This window comes from Micromonospora sp. NBC_01655 (assembly GCF_026339755.1).
In the GTDB taxonomy this organism is placed as follows: domain Bacteria; phylum Actinomycetota; class Actinomycetes; order Mycobacteriales; family Micromonosporaceae; genus Micromonospora.
In genome coordinates, this window is the sequence record NZ_JAPEQF010000001.1 from 5,404,759 (window position 1) to 5,422,955 (window position 18,197).

Annotated in this window: 16 protein-coding genes and 1 riboswitch; of the genes, 9 read left to right on the top strand and 7 right to left on the bottom strand. The window is 74.0% G+C overall.

Annotated elements, in window-relative coordinates:
* Positions 1 to 7: 7 nt before the first annotated feature.
* Complete coding sequence (locus OOK41_RS24475; protein ID WP_266266846.1) at positions 8 to 1,147, bottom strand: DegT/DnrJ/EryC1/StrS aminotransferase family protein; 1,140 nt, start codon at positions 1,145 to 1,147, stop codon at positions 8 to 10.
* 120 nt (positions 1,148 to 1,267) lie between these two features.
* On the opposite strand from OOK41_RS24475, the gene lhgO reads away from it, so the two are divergent.
* Positions 1,268 to 2,464, top strand: coding sequence for an L-2-hydroxyglutarate oxidase (lhgO, locus tag OOK41_RS24480; protein WP_266266847.1), 1,197 nt, complete (start codon positions 1,268 to 1,270; stop codon positions 2,462 to 2,464).
* Positions 2,465 to 2,585: 121 nt separating this feature from the next.
* Here lhgO and OOK41_RS24485 read toward each other — a convergent pair whose 3' ends face one another.
* Positions 2,586 to 3,194 (bottom strand): TetR/AcrR family transcriptional regulator, encoded by a 609-nt coding sequence (locus OOK41_RS24485; RefSeq protein WP_117669561.1) that lies wholly within the window; start codon positions 3,192 to 3,194, stop codon positions 2,586 to 2,588.
* Positions 3,195 to 3,445: 251 nt separating this feature from the next.
* Here OOK41_RS24485 and OOK41_RS24490 point away from each other — a divergent pair, with 251 nt between their 5' ends.
* The 4 genes from OOK41_RS24490 to OOK41_RS24505 all read left to right on the top strand — a co-directional run bounded on the left by OOK41_RS24490 (position 3,446) and on the right by OOK41_RS24505 (position 8,587).
* Complete coding sequence (locus OOK41_RS24490; protein ID WP_117669499.1) at positions 3,446 to 4,342, top strand: ABC transporter permease; 897 nt, start codon at positions 3,446 to 3,448, stop codon at positions 4,340 to 4,342.
* Complete coding sequence (locus tag OOK41_RS24495) at positions 4,335 to 5,153, top strand: ABC transporter ATP-binding protein (protein WP_207892787.1); 819 nt, start codon at positions 4,335 to 4,337, stop codon at positions 5,151 to 5,153. Before OOK41_RS24490 ends, OOK41_RS24495 begins: the two co-directional genes overlap by 8 nt.
* 145 nt (positions 5,154 to 5,298) lie before the next feature.
* A complete protein-coding gene (locus OOK41_RS24500) occupies positions 5,299 to 6,801 on the top strand; it encodes a bifunctional cytidylyltransferase/SDR family oxidoreductase (RefSeq protein ID WP_266266848.1) in 1,503 nt (500 codons plus the stop codon).
* Between the two features lie 43 nt (positions 6,802 to 6,844).
* Positions 6,845 to 8,587, top strand: a complete 1,743-nt coding sequence (locus tag OOK41_RS24505; RefSeq protein ID WP_266266849.1) for a CDP-glycerol glycerophosphotransferase family protein — start codon at positions 6,845 to 6,847, stop codon at positions 8,585 to 8,587.
* 21 nt (positions 8,588 to 8,608) lie between these two features.
* On the opposite strand, the gene OOK41_RS24510 is transcribed toward OOK41_RS24505, so the two are convergent.
* The 5 genes from OOK41_RS24510 to OOK41_RS24530 all read right to left on the bottom strand — a co-directional run bounded on the left by OOK41_RS24510 (position 8,609) and on the right by OOK41_RS24530 (position 13,765).
* Positions 8,609 to 9,343 carry an alpha/beta fold hydrolase gene (locus tag OOK41_RS24510; RefSeq protein ID WP_266266850.1) on the bottom strand — a complete coding sequence of 245 codons (735 nt, stop codon included), beginning with the start codon at positions 9,341 to 9,343 and terminating at the stop codon, positions 8,609 to 8,611.
* Between the two features lie 184 nt (positions 9,344 to 9,527).
* Complete coding sequence (locus OOK41_RS24515; RefSeq protein WP_266266851.1) at positions 9,528 to 10,379, bottom strand: C39 family peptidase; 852 nt, start codon at positions 10,377 to 10,379, stop codon at positions 9,528 to 9,530.
* Between the two features lie 233 nt (positions 10,380 to 10,612).
* Positions 10,613 to 10,755, bottom strand: a riboswitch (cyclic di-AMP (ydaO/yuaA leader).
* Positions 10,756 to 11,068: 313 nt separating this feature from the next.
* A complete protein-coding gene (locus tag OOK41_RS24520) occupies positions 11,069 to 11,830 on the bottom strand; it encodes a hypothetical protein (protein WP_117669502.1) in 762 nt (253 codons plus the stop codon).
* A gap of 132 nt (positions 11,831 to 11,962) precedes the next feature.
* Positions 11,963 to 12,349, bottom strand: a complete 387-nt coding sequence (locus OOK41_RS24525; RefSeq protein WP_266266852.1) for a hypothetical protein — start codon at positions 12,347 to 12,349, stop codon at positions 11,963 to 11,965.
* A gap of 201 nt (positions 12,350 to 12,550) precedes the next feature.
* The gene (locus tag OOK41_RS24530) at positions 12,551 to 13,765 is read right to left on the bottom strand and encodes an acyltransferase (RefSeq protein WP_266266853.1); all 1,215 of its coding nucleotides are present in this window, start codon (positions 13,763 to 13,765) and stop codon (positions 12,551 to 12,553) included.
* A 311-nt stretch (positions 13,766 to 14,076) separates the two neighbouring features.
* Between OOK41_RS24530 and OOK41_RS24535 the strand changes: the two genes are divergently transcribed.
* The 4 genes from OOK41_RS24535 to pseI all read left to right on the top strand — a co-directional run bounded on the left by OOK41_RS24535 (position 14,077) and on the right by pseI (position 18,186).
* Complete coding sequence (locus OOK41_RS24535; protein ID WP_266266854.1) at positions 14,077 to 15,402, top strand: polysaccharide pyruvyl transferase family protein; 1,326 nt, start codon at positions 14,077 to 14,079, stop codon at positions 15,400 to 15,402.
* Positions 15,403 to 15,491: 89 nt separating this feature from the next.
* A complete protein-coding gene (locus OOK41_RS24540; protein ID WP_266266855.1) occupies positions 15,492 to 16,619 on the top strand; it encodes a glycosyltransferase in 1,128 nt (375 codons plus the stop codon).
* A complete protein-coding gene (locus tag OOK41_RS24545) occupies positions 16,616 to 17,140 on the top strand; it encodes a GNAT family N-acetyltransferase (protein WP_266266856.1) in 525 nt (174 codons plus the stop codon). Before OOK41_RS24540 ends, OOK41_RS24545 begins: the two co-directional genes overlap by 4 nt.
* On the top strand, positions 17,137 to 18,186 hold the full coding sequence (pseI, locus tag OOK41_RS24550) for a pseudaminic acid synthase (protein WP_117669508.1): 1,050 nt from the start codon (positions 17,137 to 17,139) through the stop codon (positions 18,184 to 18,186). Before OOK41_RS24545 ends, pseI begins: the two co-directional genes overlap by 4 nt.
* Positions 18,187 to 18,197 lie beyond the last annotated feature (11 nt).

Consider the following 18,197-nt stretch of genomic DNA (forward strand, 5'->3'; position numbering starts at 1 on the left):
GGGGGGATCAGCGGCCGGTGGCCGCGCTGGTGACGACGTCGACCAGGGTGGCGGCGACGGTCTCGACCTGGGCGTCGGTGAGGTTGGCGTGCATCGGGATGGCCAGGTGCCGGGCGAACAGGTCCGCCGACACCGGGCACGGGTCGGTCTGGCCGTAGAGCGGCTGCAGGTGCGAGGCGTACGTGCCGAAGGTGCACTGCACGCCGCGCTGGCGCAGCGCGAGGGCGACCGCGCCGCGGTCCACCGAGGGGTCGAGGGTGACCACGTACGACTGCCACGGGTGCTCGCGGTCCGGCGCCTCATACGGGGTGGTGATCAGCTCGTGGTCCTTGAGCAGTTCGCCGTAGCGGGCGGCGGTGCGCCGCTTCGCGGCCAGCAGGTCCGGCAGCCGGTCGAGCTGGGCGATCATGATCGCCGCGGCCACGTCGGAGAGCCGGTAGTTGTAGCCGAGCTCGGTGAAGGTCGGGATCGGCAGGTGGGACAGCTCGGCGCGGGTGAGCGCGCCCTCCACCCCGTAGGTGTGCAGCTTGCGGGCGTGCGCGGCGAGGTCCTCGCGGTCGGTGACGTACGCCCCGCCCTCGCCGGCGGTGATGCCCTTGCGGCCGTGGAAGCTGAAGGTGGCCACGTCGGCCAGGCTGCCGGCGGGGCGGCCCTTGTAGGTCGCGCCGGCCGAGCAGGCGGCGTCCTCGACCAGGAACAGCCCGTGCCGGTCGGCGACGGCGCGCAGTTCGTCGTAGTCGGCGGGCTGGCCGAAGGCGTCGACGGCGATGATGCCGACGGTGCGTGGGGTGACCGCCGCCTCGACCGCGGCCGGGTCGACGGTCCAGATGTCCGGCCGGACGTCGGCGAAGACCGGCTTCGCGCCGGTCCACATCACCGAGTGGCCGGTGGCCGGGAACGTGTAGTCGCCGACGATCACCTCGTCGCCGGGCTTGACGCCGAGGGTGAGCAGCGCCAGGTGCAGCGCCGACCCGCAGTTGCTGGTGGCGAGCGCGTGCCGGGTGCCGACGGCGGCGGCGAAACGCTCCTCGAACCGCCGGCTGGTGGGACCGGAGCCCGCGAGCCAACCGGAGGCGAAGACCTCGGCGATGGCGGCGAGTTCGGCCTCACCGACCGTGGGCTGACCGAGCGCGATGACCTCAGACATGTGACTCCCCGAGAAATTGGACCCGCAGCAGTCTAGGCCACCTGTACGGGTCGGACGCGAATCGGGCGCGCCGGGCGACTTCGTTACCATCTGTGGCCGGCGCCCGGCAGGGGAGATGAGATGACAAGGTTCGTGGTCGTGGGTGGCGGCATCGTCGGCCTGGCGGTGGCGCACCGGCTGGTGACCGACCGCCCCGGCGACTCGGTGACCGTGCTGGAGAAGGAGCCCGGCTGGGCGGCGCACCAGACCGGCCACAACTCGGGCGTGATCCACGCCGGCGTCTACTACAAGCCGGGCAGCCTGAAGGCCACCATGTGCAAGGCCGGCAGCGCGTCGATGGTCGAGTTCTGCGCCGAGCACGGGCTGACGTACGACATCTGCGGCAAGCTGATCGTCGCCACCGACCCGGCGGAGCTGCCCCGGCTGCACGCCCTGCACGAGCGGGCGAGCGCCAACGGCCTGCCGGTGCGGCTGGTCGACGCGGCCGAGGCCGCCGAGCACGAGCCGCACGTGGCCGCCGTCGCCGCCCTGCACGTCGCCTCGACCGGCATCGTCGACTTCGGCGCGGTCTGCCGCAAGCTCGCCGAGCTGCTCGCCGCCGGCGGGGCGGACCTGCGTACCCGTACCGAGGTGACCGGGGTGGCCAACCGGCCCGACGGGGTGGTGGTCACCACCACCACCGGCGAGGTGGTCGGCGACGTGCTGATCAACTGCGCGGGCCTGCACGCCGACCGGATCTCCCGACTGGCCGGGGTGCCCACGCCGGTGCGGATCGTGCCGTTCCGGGGCGAGTACTACGAGCTGACCCTGCGGCGGCGGGACCTGGTGCGGGGGCTGATCTACCCGGTGCCGGACCCGCAGTTCCCGTTCCTCGGGGTGCACCTGACCAAGATGATCGACGGCAGCGTGCACGCCGGTCCCAACGCCGTGCTGGCCACCGCCCGGGAGGGCTACTCGTGGGGCCGGGTCAGCCCGCGCGACGTCTGGGACGAGCTGTCCTACCGCGGGCTGTGGGCGCTGGCCCGCCGGCACTACCGGTACGGCCTGACCGAGGTGGCCCGGTCGCTGTCGAGGAAGAAGTTCGCCGCGAGCCTGGCCCGGCTGGTGCCGGAGCTGACCCCGGCGGACATCGTCCCGGCCGGCGCCGGGGTGCGCGCCCAGGCGATCCTGCCCGACGGCGGCCTGGTCGACGACTTCCTGATCGTCGAGGCGGACCGGCAGGTACACGTGCTCAACGCCCCCTCCCCCGCCGCGACCAGCTCGCTGGAGATCGCCCGGCACATCGTCTCCCGGCTCCCGCTCGACGCCGGCCGCTGACCCCCGCCCGGCCCGCCGGAATCCCACACCGTCGGCCGACCGGGTGCCGCCGGCCCGCCGGAACCCGCGCCGCCGGCTCCGGCGGGCTCGCGGCCGGCGACCGGGGGCGGCACGGGGCGGCTCAGGCGGGGGTGGCCGGCAGGGCGGCGTCCCGCTGCCTCGGCACGGCCGGTGCCGCGCCGAGGCCGGCCGCCACGGCCTCCACCAGCACGTCGAGGTACGCCTGGGTCGGGGTGGACCGGGCGATCGCCAGCCGCCAGTAGAGCGGCCCGACGACGAGGTCCACGGCCGCGCCCGGATCGGTGCCGGCGGGCAGCTCGCCGCGCTGGACGGCCCGGGCGACCAGCGACCCGCCGATCTCCTGCTGCTTGGCCCGCAGCACCACCTGGAGGGTCTCGTCGATCTCGGGGTTGCGGGCCGCCTCGGCCAGCAGGTCCGGGATGATCTGCGAGGCCAGCGGGTGGCTCAGGGCGTGGGTGACCAGCTTGAACAGCAGGGTGAGGTCGCCGCGCAGGGTGCCGGTGTCCAGCGCCGGCAGCTTGCTGCCGGCCGCCGCGACGACGATCTCCAGAACCAGTTCCAGCTTGGAGCTCCACCGCCGGTAGATCGCCGTCTTGCTGACCCCGGCCCGGCGGGCGACCGCCTCGATGGAGAGCCGGCCGTAGCCGACCGCGGCGAGCTCCTGCATCAGCGCCCGGCGGATGGCCGTGGTGATCTCGCCCCGGAGCACCGCCGCGCCGGCCGGCGCCCGCCTCTTCTCGGTGCTCACGGCAGACTCTTCTCGGGTGTCACAGGAGACTCTTCTCGGCGGTCACGTGGGACAATGTACCGCAACGACGCTACGGTTGCGTCCCGACGTGTTTATGGACTACCTTCCACGCAGCGACGAGGCGGCGCTCCACGCACCGGCCACGCTCGATGAGTTCGAATCCCGTCGTCGCGCGCATCCCGTTGGTACGACAAGATCGGAGCGCCCATCCCATGGCCAACACCGCGCTGGCCGACCCCGACGCCGGCCTGTCCCAGGCACAGCTGGCCGCCCGGCACGGGCTGCGGGTCGCCGGCGAACGGCCGTCCCTGGCGGAGTACACCCGCCGCCTGTGGGCGTACCGGCACTTCATCGCCGCGTACTCCAACGCCAAGCTGGTCGCCTCGTTCAGCAACGCCCGGCTCGGGCAGCTCTGGCAGGTGCTCACCCCGCTGACCAACGCGGCGGTCTACTACCTGATCTTCGGGCTGGTGCTGAAGCAGAACAGCATCCCGAACTTCATCGCGTACCTCACCGCCGGGCTGTTCATCTTCAACTTCACCCAGACCGCGGTGCAGAACGGCACCCAGTCGATCACCGGCAACCTGGGGCTGATCCGGGCGCTGCACTTCCCCCGGGCCTGCCTGCCACTGGCCGTCATGCTCACCCAGTTCCAGCAGTTGCTGGCCTCGCTGGTGGTGCTCGTCGGCATCGTGCTGGTGACCGGCGAGCCGCTCACCGTCGAGTGGCTGCTGCTGGTGCCGGTGGTGCTGCTCCAGGCGCTGTTCAACGCCGGGCTCACCATGGCGGTGGCCCGGCTGGGGGCCAAGGTCGCCGACCTCAAGCAGGTGATGCCGTTCCTGCTGCGCACCTGGATGTACGGCTCCGGCGTGCTCTACAACGTGGCGCTGTTCGAGGAGAACCTGCCCGGCTGGGCGACCAGGCTGGTCGAGGCGAACCCGATGCTGGTCTACATCGAGCTGGCCCGGCACGCCCTGCTGGAGGGGGCGCCGCTGCTCAACTCCTCGATGCCCCAGCTCTGGGCGTACGCGGTGGGCTGGGCGGTCGTGATGGGTGTGGGTGGTTTCATCTACTTCTGGCGCGGCGAACAGGAGTACGGCCGTGGTTGAGCACATCGAGGCGTCCAACGACGTCACCGTGACGCTGCCCAGGATCACCGAGCGCATCCCGACCGTGGTGGTCGACGACGCGCACGTGATCTACCGGGTGCACAAGGGCGCCAGCGGCGGCACCAGCCCGGTGGCCGCGCTGCGGCGGATCGCGTCCCGCGCCTCGGCGCCGAACATCCGCGAGGTGCACGCGGTCAAGGGGGTCAGCTTCACCGCGTACCGGGGCGAGGCGGTCGGGCTGATCGGCAGCAACGGCTCCGGCAAGTCCACCCTGCTGCGGGCCATCGCCGGCCTGCTGCCGGTGAACCGGGGTGCGGTCTACACCCAGGGTCAGCCGTCCCTGCTGGGCGTCAACGCCGCCCTGCTCAACGACCTCTCCGGTGAGCGGAACGTCACGCTGGGCTGCCTCGCCATGGGCATGCACCCCGACGACGTGCAGCGGCTGACCCCGGAGATCATCGAGTTCTCCGGGATCAACCAGCGCGGCGACTTCGCCTCGCTGCCGATGCGCACGTACTCCTCGGGCATGTCGGCCCGGCTGCGGTTCTCCATCGCGGCGGCCAAGAAGCACGACGTGCTGCTGATCGACGAGGCGCTCGCCACCGGCGACAAGGGGTTCCGCAAGCGCAGCGAGCAGCGGGTCCGCGAGCTGCGGGAGAGCGCCGGCACGGTGTTCCTGGTCAGCCACCAGCTCTCCTCGGTCCGGGACACGTGCGAGCGGACGATCTGGCTGGAATCGGGCGAGCTGCGGATGGACGGCCCGACCGACGAGGTGCTGCGCGCGTACGAGGACTTCTCCAACGGCAAGTAGGGTTCCGGCATCCGTACGGCGTCGTGCGGGTGCCGACCCACCGCGTCGTCCCTGGGGGGCGACGCGGTGGACGCGTTATGGTTCACCGGGCCGCCACGCGGCCGTCACCCATTGTTCTGGCATTCCCCGAGAGTGAGGATCGGCAATGACGCAGGACCACACCACTGGCCCGGACGCCGCACCGGAGACCCCGGTGCCCTGGCGGCCCTCGCGGACAGTGGCGGTGGTGCTGGCCGGCGGCACCGGGACCCGGCTCGGCCTGGGTATCCCGAAGCAACTGCTGAAGATCGCCGGCAAGCCGATCATCGAGCACACCCTGGCGGTCTTCGAGGCCGCCCCCGAGATCGACGAGATCATCGTGCTGATGGCCACCGGGCACGTCGCCGACGCCCAGCAGATCGTCGACAAGGCCGGCTTCCGCAAGGTCAGCAAGGTCATCGAGGGCGGCGACACCCGCAACGCCACCACCCGGATCGCCCTGGACGCCGTCGGCGAGGGCGACGTCAACATCCTCTTCCACGACGCGGTGCGCCCGCTGCTCAGCGGCCGGATCGTCCGGGAGTGCGTGAACGCGCTCTGGACCTACGCGGCGGTGGACGTGGCGATCCCCTCGGCCGACACGATCGTCCAGGTCGACGAGAACGACTGCATCACCGACATCCCGGTCCGCTCCACCCTGCGCCGGGGCCAGACCCCGCAGGCGTTCCGTTCGGGCACCATCCGGGAGGCGTACCGGATCGCCGAGGGCGACGCGAACTTCGCCGCCACCGACGACTGCGGCGTGGTGCTGCGCTACCTGCCCGGCACCCCGATCAAGGTGATCGACGGCTCGGACGAGAACATCAAGGTCACCCACCCGGTCGACGTGCACCTCGCGGACAAGCTCTTCCAGCTCGCCGCCGCGCAGGCGCCCCGGCTGACCGACCACCGCGGCTACACCGAGGAGCTGACCGGCCGGACCGTCGTCGTCTTCGGCGGCAGCTACGGCATCGGCCACGAGCTGACCGAGCTGGCCCGAAGCTACGGCGCGCAGGTCTTCCCGTTCAGCCGCTCCACCACCGGCACCCACGTCGAGCGGGCCGCCGACGTCGAGGCCGCGCTGAAGACCGCCTTCGAGGCCACCGGCCGGATCGACCACGTGGTGGTCACCGCCGGCATCCTCGAGAAGGGCGAGCTGGCGGAGATGGACCAGGAGACCATGGACCGGGTCCTGCACGTCAACTTCGTCGGCCCGGTCACCATCGCCCGGCAGTCCCTGCCGTACCTCCAGCAGACCAAGGGCCAGCTCCTGCTCTACACCTCCAGCTCGTACACCCGGGGCCGGGCCCGTTACGCGCTCTACTCGGCCACCAAGGCCGCGCTGGTCAACCTGACCCAGGCGCTGTCCGACGAGTGGGCCGAGTTCGGCGTACGGGTCAACTGCATCAACCCGGAGCGCACCGCCACCCCGATGCGCACCAAGGCGTTCGGCGAGGAGCCGGAGCACACCCTGCTCGCCGCCGAGGCCGTCGCCCAGTCCTCGCTGGACGTGCTGGTCTCCGAGCTGACCGGGCAGGTCATCGACGTGCGCCGGGCGCCGGGCGAGCTGCCCGCCGCGACCGTCCCCGGCCAGGTCGGCAGGCCGGCTGCCCCGGCGACGGCCGGCTGACGGGTTCGGCGGGCACCGGCGCGGCGGGAGAAGCGGAAGCGACATGCGTGGTGACCTGGTCAGGAAGCTGATCGCCCGGGCGGCGACCACCGGCCTGGCGGTGCTGGCGTTCCTCGTCCTCGCGCTGACCGGGGCGACCGGTTGGGGGCTGGCGCTCGCGGTGGCGGCGCTGGCCGCCGCCGGCTGGGAGCGCCGGGTCCGGCCGTCCGCCGACAGCACCGCCGAGTCGGTGCTGCTCGCGGCCGGCATCCTGGTCGGGTACGCCCGCCGGCTCGATGCCGGCTTCGACCCGGCGCTGGCCGCCACGGCCCTGGTGCTGCTGGGGCTGGTGCTGCTGGTGGGGCCGCTGCGGCAGGCCGGGGACCTGGAGATCCGGGCGGCCAACCTCCCGGTCCGGGCGTGGACCCCGCTGGTCGCCGGCCGGCTGGGCGACGCCCTGCTGGTGCTGCTCGCCGCGGTGGCGCTGGCCGCCGCGCTGGTGCTGCCGGCGTTCGTCGCCCTGCTGCTGGCGCTGGCCGTCGGGGCGGGCGCCGGCGCGGTGGCGCTGGACCTGGCCCGCCGGCGGCTCCGGCCGGGCGCCGGGGGCGGGGCGGTGGCCGGGGCGCTGCGGGCGCACCGGCCGGAGTTCCTGCTGCACTTCTCCGCCCCGCCGGGGTCGGAGTACCAGGTCACCATGTGGCTGCCGTACCTGGAGCGGATCGGCCGGCCGTTCCTGGTGATGGTGCGGGAGCCGGAGTTCCTCGCCCCGATCGCCGCGGCCACCACGGCCCCGGTGGTGTACTGCCCCACCCTGAAGGCGATGGACGAGGCGCTGGTGCCGAGCCTCAAGGTGGCGTTCTACGTCAACCACGGGGCGAAGAACAGTCACTGCATCCGGTTCACCCAGCTCACCCACGTGCAGATCCACCACGGCGACAGCGACAAGGCGCCCAGCGCCAACCCGGTCTCGGCGATCTTCGACCGGATCTTCGTGGCCGGTCCGGCCGCGATCGACCGGTACGCCCGCGCCGGGGTGGACATCCCGGCGGAGAAGTTCGTCGTCGTCGGCCGCCCGCAGGTCGAGTCGATCGAGGTACGCCGGGAGTCGACCCCCGGCCTGGCGAATCCGACGGTCCTCTACACCCCGACCTGGACCGGGCACCACGCCGACGCGAACTACTGCTCCCTGCCGGTGGGCGAGACGATCGTGCGCGGCCTGCTGGCCCGGGGCGCGACGGTGATCCTGCGCGCCCACCCGTACACCGGGCAGAACCCGGCGTCGGCGCGGCAGCTCGCCCGGCTCACGGAGCTGCTCGCCGCGGACCGGGCCCGCACCGGGCGGCAGCACGTCTGGGGCGCGGCGGCCAGCCGGGAGATGTCCCTGGTCGACTGCGTGAACCGCTCCGACGCGCTGGTCTCGGACGTCTCCGGGGTGATCTCGGACTACCTCTACTCCGGCAAGCCGTACGCGGTCACGGACATGGGCGGCGACGGCGACCGGTTCGTCGAGCGGTTCCCGCTGGCCGGCTCGGGCTACGTGCTGCGCCGCGACGCGGCCAACCTCGACGAGGTGCTGGGCAACCTGCTCGACACCGACCCGAGGGCATCGGCCCGCTGGGCCACCCGCTCCCGCTACCTGGGCGACTTCCCCGCGCAGCAGTACGCCGAGGCGTTCCTGGCGGCGGCCCGCCGAGAGCTGAACCCAGCCTGGACCCCCCCCGTCCCCCCGCGCCACCCACCCCACCCCGTCGCGTTGATCAAGAAGTTTGCCGCAGGAGCACGCCCAGAGCCGACGGAAACCTCTTGATCAACGCGACGATCCTCCCCATTAGAGGTGGGGGGTCAGGAGGGTCAGGACGGCGGCGGGGTTCTCGACGTGCGCGTGGTGGCCGAGGCCGGGCAGGGTGACCGTCGGGACGCCCAGCGCCCCGAGCTGGGCGTCGCTGACCATCGGGTCGCGCTCGCCCCTGGCCAGCACGACCGGGACGTCAACGTCGGACAGCAGGGCGGGCAGGTTTGGTGCGCCGACCCCGAAGGCCGCCGGGTCCATGGCCAGCCGCCACCGGCCGCCCTCCCGGCGCAGCCCGCCGTCCACGACGGGATCGTCCGGGGCGACCAGCCCGGCCAGGCCGGACACCCGCAGGTAGCGGCGGGCCGCCTCGTCCCGGGAGGCGAACCAGGCCACGGGGCGGGCCGCCAGCTCGCGGGCCCGGTCCAGCTCGGCGGCCGACCAGGCGGCCTTGATCCCGAGGCCGACCACCACGTCGACGGGCAGGCCCCGGCCGCGCGCGGCCAGCGCGAGGCCGACCACGCCGCCCAGCGAGTGTCCCAGGACCACGAGCCGGTCGCCGGGGCGCAGCACCTCGGCGACCCGGTCGGCGAGGCCGGCGAAGGTGTAGGCCGGCAGTGCCGGCGACCAGCCGTGGCCGGCCAGGTCGGGTGCCAGCCACCGGCCCGGCCAGCGGCTCTCCAGCAGCGGCGCGCAGGGCAGCCACACCTCTCCCGTGCCGCCCATGCCGTGCAGCAGCAGCGCCACGCGCCGGGTACCCGTGTCGTCGGTCATGCGGCGCAGTGTCGCACCGCGCGGCCCGCCGGGCGAGCGTCCGGACCGGGAGACGACACCGGCGGACGATACCGACGGGCGACGGCGGGCGGCGGGCGGCGGGCGGCGGCGGTGCCGGGCCGGCGCGGGACGGCACCGGGCCCCGGCTCACGGGGAGAGCCGGGGCCCGGTGGGGGGAGGGTGATCAGGCCGAGTAGCCCCTGGTCGCCGCCCAGTGCGCCAGGGCGACAGTGCTGATCCAGTACGCCGGGACGGCGGGGTCGGCCGAGTCGGCGATCCGCACGGTGCGGCCGTCGTTGCGGTAGCCGACGACGGCGATGTAGTGGCCGCCGGGGAAGGAGTGCCAGCCGCCGTCGACGTCGGTGGCGTCGCCGGCGATGTTCACCACGACACCGCGCCCGGCGCCGACCGCCTGCACCACGTCGGCCTGGAGCCGGTCGATCTGGGCCGCGTTGGCGGCGCCACCCGGGATCATCCGGGTCCGGTACGGGTCGCCCTTGACCATCTCGTTGAGCACCCGGGTGGTGTCCGCGGCCGAGTTGGTGCCCATCTCGGTGGTGCCGAGGCGGCTGGCCAGCCCGTCCTGGTTACTCGCGACGCCGGTGGCGGAGAGCGCGTTGCGCACCGCCGCGGGGCCGCAGTAGTAGTAGGTGGTCTGCGCCTGGTAGTCGTAGTCGAGGAGCTTCGACGACGGCGGCTTCGGGGCGGCCGGCTTCGGGGCGGTCTGCTTCGGGGCCGCCCTGGTGGTCAGGTCGGGGTTCGGCGCGGCCGAGGCGGCGCTCGGCGACGGCGAGGCGCTGGGCGACCCGGTCGCGCCGACCCGGGCCTGGGCGCGGCTGGCCGCGCCGTCGAGGCGGGGTGCGATCTCGGCCACGGCGGCGTTGGTGGTCTGCCGCGGGGCGGGGGTGTCGTCGGCACCGGCCAGCAACACGCCGGTGCCGGAGGCCAGCAGGAGCGCCGCGGCCGAGCCGGCGACGACCTGGTACGGACGCTCGGTGGCGAGACGTCGCAACTGCCGCTTGAGGTGGTCGTTCACGTGTTCCTCCACGGGGATGGGGGAGAGCGGGGGCACCCGGGCATGCGTCGTCGCACGGCGGTGCGGGCGAGACGCCCGCGGCCGGTGGGGACCGCTCTGGGAAGACGCCCGGTCAGCCGGGCGTACGGGTGGGTGCGCCGGTCAGCTCGTCAGCCCGGGGGCTACGGACGCGGGCACCACGGAACCGTGGTGGAGGAACAACCGAGGGGTGGGGGCATGCTGCACGAGGATGGCACTCCTTCCGACACCGCCTACCGGGTTAGCTGACGGATTCGGGCGGGAAGATCGCCCTACCACGGGCCGTGGCCCGCGGATTCACCCCACACGTGCACTGGGTCCCCGGTTCGTGATGGTCACGATTGAGCGGGTCGGCGCGGCGTCGCCTTGTTGCGAACGGGTACCGCACCGGACGGGCCGACATTACTGGCCGGCCTGAGCCCTGCCAACACCGTCCCACCTGCTTAAACCCTCCCCGAACAACTTTCTTGCAGCACATTCGGAGCTGATGCGACTCAATGGGATTGCCGGCCGCCCCGGTGCCGGAGGTCGACAACCGGACGATCGGTCGTGATCGTCGGTGAGTTGTGTCGGCCGATCGGACGCAATGGGTCGACTGCCCGTTTGCGCGGCGACGTGACCGGCGTCACGAGGAAATTCGGGGCGGCTCTCGCTACCGGGCTGGACCGGGTTCAGCCGACCCGGGCCGGGCGCCAGCGGGCGGCCGGGACGGTGCGGCGGGCCGCCGCCGTCGCGGGCCGGGGGGCGGGCACCCGGACGGGGTTGGCCCGCTCCGCGGCGGCGTACGCCTCGGCGGCCAGTGCCCGGGCGGCCTCGGCGGCCAGCTCGGCGTCGCGCCAGGCGGCCCGTTCCCGGGCCACCGCCGCCCGGTGGCCGGCCTGCTTCCCGTCCCGCACCGCCCGGGCCAGCACGACCTCCTGCTGCACCGGGTGCAGCCGGGGGTCCCAGCCGCCCCGGTGCGCGAAGACGTCGCAGAGCTGCCGGATGGACAGCTCGCCGCGCAGGTGGGCGACCGTGGCAGCGTGGTGCAGCCAGCGCTCCCGGGCGGCGTACTCGGCGGGGGTGCGGGGGGTGCGCGGCGCAGGCAGGGCCCACCCGCCGGAGAACCGCCGCGCGGCGGCCTCCGCCTCGTCGTACGCCTGCCAGGCCCGGTCCAGGGCGCCCTGGGCGACCAGCCACGCGTCGCGCCGCCGGCGGGCGGTCTGGGCCGCCCCGGCGGCGGCCACCGCCACCTCCTCGGCGTACCGGCGCAGGTCGGCGGCCTCCTCGACGACCGGGTCGGCGGCGGGCGGGGCGGGGTCGACCGCCGGCCGGTCCCGCTGCGGGCGGGCGACCAGGAAGGTGAGCACGCCGAGGGCCACCACGAGCAGCACCGACCAGATGGCGACGGCCAGCGGCACCTCGACGAGGAACTGATAGAGAACGATGTCCATGGTCGGCACCTCACGGGGGTGGATGCGGGAAGCGGGCTCCGCGCGCCGCCGGGCGGGGCGCGGGCGCGCCACTGGGGCCGGACGGACGGGTGCGGTGGTGAGGTTCGCGGGACGGCGGTGTCGCGGGCGGGGTCAGCCGCGCGGCGGCGCGCGCGAACCGGCGGTCGCCGGGGCGGGGCCGAGGGGCATCCGGTGCGCCGGGGCCGGGTGGACCACGGACCACCCCGCCGGGCCGGCCGGGACCGCGTCGGTGTGCGCGGGGGCGGCCGGGGTGTCGACTGCGGCCCGGCCGGGACCGACCGGGCCGGGGTCGGGTGCCCCGAGGACGGGCGGGCTGCCGGCCGGGGACCAGGCCGCCGCGGGCACGCCAGCGGCGGCGGCCCCGGCGGGCGACACGGCGTCGAACGACAGCGACCCGGCGCCCAGCGAGAAGGCGACCGCGACGGCCAGGCTGGTCAGCATCCGGGCGGTCCAGCGCGCGACCCACCACAGGGGACAGGTCGGCGCGACGGAGAGCACCCGTTCACGCTACCGAAGCCGGCCGCACGACGCACCGCTGCCGGGGCGTGTCGCGACGCCCCGATCGTCCGATTCTTCCCCGGCCCGCCGGCCGCCCGCCGCCGGCACGCGGGCCGCGCCCCGGCCGAACGGCGGGGCGGCGCGGGAACGGGCCGGTCAGCGCGGCTCGGCGCGGGGACGGGCCGTCGGGGGCCGGGCCGGTCAGCGCGGCTCGGGGATGGTGACGTACTCGCGGGGGCGCTCGGGCGTGGGGGCGGCCGTCGTCGCCGGCCCGGGCGGATCGCCGGGGGTCGTCCCGCCGTCGGGGGCCGGCGGTCGGGGTCGGCGGGGCGGCCCGAGCCGGCGGGTCAGCGGCATCTCGACCCACCGGTGCAGCAGCCCGGCCAGTCCCAGGTTCACCAGCAGGAAGCCGACCGCCGCCAGCGGCCCCCACCAGCCGGGCAGCCCCGCGCCGAGTCGGTCGGCCAGCCGCAGCACGGTGACCATGACGAACACGTGCACCAGGTAGAAGGCGAACGAGACCTCGCCGAGCCAGACCATCGGCCGGGACCGCCACGGCGTCCGCGCGCCCCGCACGTCCGCGTCGGCGGCGGCGGCGATGACCAGCAGGTACGCCGCCGCGAGCAGCGCCGCCCACAGCTCGGCGCGGATCCACTGCGCGGCGACGACCCAGGTGGCCACGAAGATCAGGCTGGCCCCGGTGAGGCCGGGGCCCCGCCAGCGCCCCCGGCGCAGCAGCTCGGCCGCGGCGACGCCCATCCAGAACTCCAGGGACCGCACGACGGGGAAGATCTGGGTGAACCACCAGGTGCTCTCCTGCGGCACCAGGCGCTGGCCGGGCCAGAGCGCCACGATCAGCAGGGGCACCGCGACCACCACCGCCCACAGTGCCCCGGGCCGCGCCCGGCGTACCAGCGGCAGCGCGAACGGCAGGCAGAAGTAGAAGAACAGCTCGCAGGAGAGCGACCAGCTCACCGAGTTGACGCTGTAGAAGTAGCCGGGGGTCGGGTCCCAGGCCTGGAGCAGCAGGAGGTTCTCCACCGCGGCACGGACGTTGACCGGGTCGGCGAACACCCAGCCGCCGGTCAGCAGCACCACCGCCCACATCAGCACGTGGTTGGGGTAGATCTTGGCGAGCCGGCGGCGCCAGAAGTCGCGCCGGCGTTCCCCGTCGCGGGCCGACCAGACCAGCACGAAGCCACTGAGGATGAAGAAGAACTCCACCCCGGACAGGCCCAGTGTGAACAGCCAGTCGACGACCGCCTGGTAGTCGGGCTCGCCGACGATCCGCATGGTGCCGACGTGGTACCCGAAGACCAGCAGGGCGGCGACCCACCGCAGCCCGGTCAGCGACGGCAGCCGGCTCGCGGGCCGGGCCGGCGGCTCGGGGCGTACGACGGTCGGTGCGCTGGTCATGCCGGCGGCCCGTCCGTCCGCAGGGTCACCAGCACCGTGCCTCCTCGCCTCGTGTCGCGCCGGGGCGGCCGGCGCCGCCGCGGCGCGGCGGGCCGGTGGGTGCCGCCCGCCGGGCACCCTACCCGCTGTGCCCGCCCGGCCCCCGCGGCGGCGGCGGCCCGGTGACGCGAATGCCGAGCGCGGATGTCCGATGGCCTAATATCGCGGTCTCGGAACCAACATGCGTGCCTCCCGACCATGTCGGGCCAGGCCGGGTCGGCGCCCGCCGGCGCACCCCCGACGGGGCGGACACCACGAGAAGGACGGTACCGATGCACCAGCGGATCCTGCTCCGGGCCAAGAAGGGCCCGTTCGACGTCTACTCGCCGGAGGAGACGTTCGACCGCAACTGGATCGGCGACAACACCGGCAACCTGGTGTTCAGCCACTCGGCGCACAAGATCCTGCAGACCTCGACGGCGCGGATCACCTCGTCGGAGTTCCGGGCCAACCCGCGCGACGCGGACGAGATCAACGAGCGCTACGACGTCTTCGTGGTGCCGCTGGCGAACGCGTTCCGGCGCAGCTACGCCCACCGGCTGGTCACCATGACCCGGCTCATCGAACGGCTGAAGATCCCGGTGGTGGTGCTGGGCGTCGGCGCGCAGACCGACGTCAAGGGCGACCGGGAGTACCTGCGGCCAATCGACGACGCGGTGAAGGCGTTCGTGAAGGCGGTGCTCGACCGGTCGCACAGCATCGGCGTGCGCGGCGAGATCACCGAGGGGTACCTGCGCAGCCTCGGCTTCTCCGCGGTCGACGTGATCGGCTGCCCGTCGATGTTCCTGCACGGCGACAGCCTGCGGGTGGAGAAGCGCAAGGCGACGCTCACCGTCGAGGACCGGGTGGCGCTGACCGTGTCCCCGTACGTCAAGTCGATGGCGAAGGTGATCACCTCGCACCACCAGCGCTACCCGAACCTGCGCTACCTCCCGCAGGACCTGAAGACCCTCGGCACCCTGCTCTACGGCGACCTGCCGGAGGAGCGGGGCAAGAAGGCCGCCATCCCGATCCACACCTCGCACCCGCTCTTCGTCGAGGACAAGGTGCGGATGTTCGTCGACCCGTGGACCTGGATGGACTACCTGTCCGGGTTCGACTTCAACTTCGGCACCCGCATCCACGGCACCATCACGGCGCTGATCGCCGGCACTCCGGGTTACCTGTTCGCGCACGACTCGCGGACGCTGGAGCTGGCCCGGTACTTCGACATCCCGCACCGGATCATGAAGGACGTGTCGGCCGACGTGGACGCCGTGGCGCTCTACGACGAGGCGGACTACACCGCGCTGAACAACGGGCACAAGGCCCGGTTCGAGACGATGATGTCGTTCCTGGCCCGGCACGACCTCGGCCACTCCTTCGCCGACGGCGACAGCGCGGCGCGCTTCGACCGGCAGGTCGCCGAGACGAGCTATCCCCCGGCGGTCCGCCCCCAGACGGCCACCGACCCGGACGAGCTGATCACCCGGATCCAGTGGCTGCGCGACCGGAACCAGGAGCTCAGGGAGAACGTCGAGGAGCTGAACGCCCAGCGGTTGCGAACCCGGGTACGGGCGGCGGTGGGCGGCCGGATGCGCAAGATTCTCAACCGTTAACCCTGCGTCAGGGGCTGTTCAGCGACCCCACGCCCGCCGGATACGTCAGGTTCCGGGGCCGGCCATCCGGGCGGTCGATCGTGTCGGGCGTGGTCAATGAGCCGACGCGGAGCCCACTGCTGAGCATCGTCGTCCCGGTGCACGGCGTCGAGGCGTACCTGTACCAGTGCCTGGAGTCGGTCCTCGGCGGGCTGCCCGCCGGGGTGGCGGACGAGGTCGAGCTGGTCGCCGTCGACGACGCCTCCCCGGACCGGTGCGGGGAGATGCTGCGCTCGTACGCGGCCGGGCGCCCCCAGGTGCGGGTCGTCGAACTGACCCGCAACGTCGGGCTCGGCCTGGCCCGCAACGCCGGTCTGGAGGTGGCGACGGGTCGGTACGTCTGGTTCGTCGACAGCGACGACTGGCTGCCCCCGGGCACCCTGCCGGCGGTGCTGGGGCGGCTGCGCCGCGACGAGCCGGACGTGCTGCTCGTGGACCACCTGCGGATGCACGAGACCGGCCGGGCGGAGGTCGACGCGAGCAGCCACCTGCTGCACGGCGTCGACGGCTGCGTCCGGTTGGCCGACCGGCCGGAGCTGCTGCGGGTGCAGCACACCGCGTGGAACAAGGTGGTGCGCCGCGCGTTCCTCGACGAGCTGGGGCTGCGCTTCCATCCCGGCTGGTACGAGGACATCCCGTTCAGCCACCCGCTGCTGATCGGCGCGGACCGGATCGCCGTGCTGGACCGGGTCTGCTACCACTACCGGCAGGGCCGGCTCGGCGCGATCACCTCCACCCGCAGCGGCCGGCACTTCGACGCCTTCGTGCAGTACGAGCGGCTGCAGGAGTGGATGCGGCGGCACGCCACCGAGGAGTGGATCAGGACCGACCTGTTCGGGCTGATGATCAACCATTACCTGGTGGTGGTGGGCAACGACGGCCGGGTGCACCCGCGGCTGCGCCGGGGCTTCTTCCGCCGGGTGGCCGCGCACTACCGCCGGTACCTGCCCTCGGGCGGCTACTCCCGGCCGGGCGGGGTGGCCGGGCTGAAGCACCGGCTCGTCGCCCGGGACAGCTACGTCGCGTACACCACCCTGCGCCGGGCCCACCGGATCGCCGGCGCCCTGCGCCCGGCCGCGACCGTCGGGGAGCCCGCCGGGGCCGGGCCGACGCCGCCCGGCCACGGCGGCACACCGGAGGCCGCCGAGCAGGGCAGCGCGCTGGCGGGAAAGGGATGAGCGGGGCCGCGAACCGGGCCGACGGCGGGCTGCGCGAGCCCCGGGACGCCGACTTGGAGACCCTCCGGCGCTGGCGCAACCACCCGCGGGTCCGCGCGGTCAGCTTCACCCGGCACGAAATCGGGCCGGCCGAGCACGCCGCCTGGTGGACGGCGGTACGCGCCGACCCGGATCGCCGGCTGTTGGTGCACGAGCACCTGGGGGTGCCCTGCGGGGTGGTCACCTTCTCCGGGGTGACCACCCCGGACAGGGCGCTGGCCTGGGGCTTCTACCTGGACGTCGAGGGCCTGGACGCGCGGCGGCAGCTCATGCCGGCGTGGCTGGCGCTGGAGCGGGCGGCCGTCGCGTACGCCTTCGACGTGCTCGGCGCGCGCACCCTCGGCGGGGAGACGCTGGCCACCAACCGGCCGGTGCTGGCGCTGCACCGGCGCCTCGGATTCGCGATCGTCCGGCGCTACGAGCGGGACGTCGACGGCACGCCGCACCAGGTGGTGTGGACGGAACTGAGCAGGGGAACATGACGACAGTCAAGATCGGCCCGCACGCGGTCGGCACCGGTGAGCGGCCCTTCCTGGTGGCCGAGATGTCCGGCAACCACAACGGCAGCCTGGACCGGGCGCTGGCGATCGTGGACGCGGTGGCGGCCAGCGGCGCGCACGCGCTGAAGCTCCAGACGTACACGCCGGACACGATCACCATCGACGTGGACACGCCCGGGTTCCGCATCTCCGGCGGCCACGAGCTGTGGGGCGGCGAGCGGCTGTACCAGCTCTTCGAGCGGGCCCACACCCCGTACGAGTGGCACGCCCCGATCTTCGAGCGGGCCCGCCGGCACGGCCTGACGGTCTTCTCGTCGCCGTTCGACCGTACGGCGGTGGAGCTGCTGGAGGAGCTGGACGCCCCGGCGTACAAGATCGCCTCGTCGGAGCTGGTCGACCTGCCGCTGATCCGGCTGGTGGCCGCCACCGGCAAGCCGCTGGTCATCTCCACCGGGATGGCCACGGTCGGCGAGATCGACGCGGCGGTCACGGCCGCCCGCGCGGCCGGGGCCGGCGGCATCGTGCTGCTGGCCTGCACGGCGTCGTACCCGGCGCCGCCGCGGGACAGCAACCTGCGCCGGCTGCCGGTGCTGGCCGACACCTTCGGGGTGCCGGTCGGCCTGTCCGACCACACCCCCGGCATCGGGGTGCCGGTCGCGGCCGTGGCGCTGGGCGCCTGCCTGATCGAGAAGCACGTGACGCTGCGCCGCTCCGACGGCGGGGTGGACTCGGACTTCTCGCTGGAGCCGGCCGAGCTGGCCGGGCTGCGGGTGGAGTCGGAGCGGGCGTGGGCGGCGATGGGGACCACGACCATCGGCCCCACCCCCACCGAGCGGGAGGGGCTGCGCTTCCGCCGGTCGCTGTACGTGGTGGCCGACGTCCGCGCCGGCGACCCGGTGACCGCGGCGAACGTCCGGTCGATCCGGCCGGCGGGCGGGCTGCCCCCGGCCGACCTGGACCGGGTGCTCGGCCGGACGTTCCGCCGGGACGTCCCGCGCGGCACCGCGCTGGACTGGGACCTGATCTGACGGGACGCGCC